Annotated in this window: 2 protein-coding genes; both read right to left on the reverse strand. The window is 68.4% G+C overall.

Going from position 1 to position 1,862, the window contains the following annotated elements; translation table 11 throughout:
• On the reverse strand, positions 1–1,590 hold a 1,590-nt coding region (gene recQ, locus FKP22_RS29055), incomplete at its 3' end, for a DNA helicase RecQ (RefSeq protein WP_141291633.1).
• 95 nt (positions 1,591–1,685) lie between these two features.
• A partial coding sequence (locus FKP22_RS29060; RefSeq protein WP_211361651.1) for an anti-sigma factor domain-containing protein occupies positions 1,686–1,862 on the reverse strand: 177 nt, incomplete at its 5' end.

Below are 1,862 nucleotides of genomic sequence, written 5' to 3' on the forward strand. Positions count from 1 at the left end.
TTCGCGCAGCTCGATCTGCACCTGGCCCTTGAGGACGGCACGCGCGCTGTCGGTCAGCGCGAGCGTGCTGTATTCGCCTTCGCTGGCCACGTGGCCCAGCGCGATCAGCTGGCGCATCACGCCGCGCCATTGCGCTTCGGACAGGTCCGCGCCAATGCCGAAGGTCGACAGGCTTTCGTGGCCGCGCGCGCGGGTCTTTTCGGTGGACTTGCCGCGCAGCACGTCGATCAAATGCACCGTGCCGAAGCCGAAACCCGAATGCTGGTGGCAGCGGTAGATGCAGGACAGCGCCTTGCGCGCCGCCTCGGTCGCGTCCCAGCGCGCAGGCGGCTGCAAACAGTTGTCGCAATTGCCGCAACGCCAACCGGCGGGCCGGTCTTCACCGAAATAGGCCAGCAGCCGCACGCGCCGGCAGTCCAGGCTTTCGCACATGGCCAGCAGCGCTTCGAGCTTGCCGACCTGCAGGCGCTTGAACTCGTCGCCCGCGGTGCTCTCGTCGATCATGCGGCGCTGGTTGACCACGTCGGCCAGGCCGTAGCTCATCCAGGCATCGGCGGCCTCGCCGTCACGCCCGCCGCGGCCGGTTTCCTGGTAGTAGCCTTCGATGTTCTTCGGCAGGTCCAGGTGGGCGACAAAGCGCACGTCCGGCTTGTCGATGCCCATGCCGAAGGCCACCGTGGCGACCATCACCAGGCCCTCCTCGCGCAGGAACCTGTCCTGGTGGCGGCGGCGCACGTCCTGGTCCAGCCCGGCGTGGTACGGCAGCGCGCTGAAGCCTTCGGCACTCAGCCACTCGGCCGTCTCCTCGACCTTCTTGCGGCTCTGGCAGTAGACGATGCCGGCATCGCCCACGTGTTCGTCGAGCAGGAAGCGCAGCAGCTGGGCCTTGGCGTTGTCCTTCTCGACGATGGTGTAGCGGATGTTGGGCCGGTCGAAGCTGCTGATGAAGGTGCGCGCGCCTTCCAGCATCAGCCGGTCGATGATGTCGGCGCGGGTGTGCTCGTCGGCGGTGGCCGTCAGCGCGATGCGCGGCACGCCGCCAAAGCGCGTGGCCAGCAGGTCCAGCTGCAAATAGTCTTCGCGGAAGTCGTGGCCCCACTGGCTCACGCAGTGCGCTTCGTCAATGGCGAACAGGCTGAGCTGGCCGCGCTGATGCAGTGAGTCCAGCATCGCCAGGAAACGCGGGTTGGTGATGCGCTCGGGCGCGGCGTAAAGCATCACCAGCCGGCCTGCCATCAGCTCGCGCTCGACATGCTGCGCGCCGGCGCTGTCCAGCGAGGAATTCAGGAAGGCGGCATGCACCCCCGCTTCTTCCAGCGCGCCGACCTGGTCGTGCATCAGCGCGATCAGCGGGCTGACGACCACCGTCACGCCCTGGCCTGCGCGGTGCCGCGCAATCGCCGGGATCTGGTAGCACAGGCTCTTGCCGCCGCCGGTGGGCATCAGCACCAGCGCATCGCCGCCGCCAATCACCTGGTCGACGATGGCACCCTGGTGGCCGCGGAACGCGGTGTAGCCAAAGACCTGGTGCAGGATGTCGGCCGGCGCGGCGCTGGCATCAAGGGCGGAATCGATCGAGGAGGCGGGCATCGGCCTCTATCCTAACTTGTGGCCCCGTCAATGGCGCACCCGCACCGGCGCTTGGGACGGCCCGGCGCCGGCCTGCGGTCTCGGCCCCGAAGGTTTCAGCTGCTCAGTGCGCCCAACGAAATCACCGGTCCGGTCGGCGCGCCGGTCGGCGACCCGCCAGCCGGCTCCAGGCTGATTGCAAACGCCGCCGTGTCCTGCAGCAGCTTCGTGCGCTGCACCTGGCTGCCGCCGCTGGCCGAAATCAGCCCCAGCGAACGTGGTGCACCCTTGGC

The organism is Ideonella azotifigens, assembly GCF_006519715.1.
Lineage (GTDB): Bacteria > Pseudomonadota > Gammaproteobacteria > Burkholderiales > Burkholderiaceae_C > Ideonella > Ideonella azotifigens.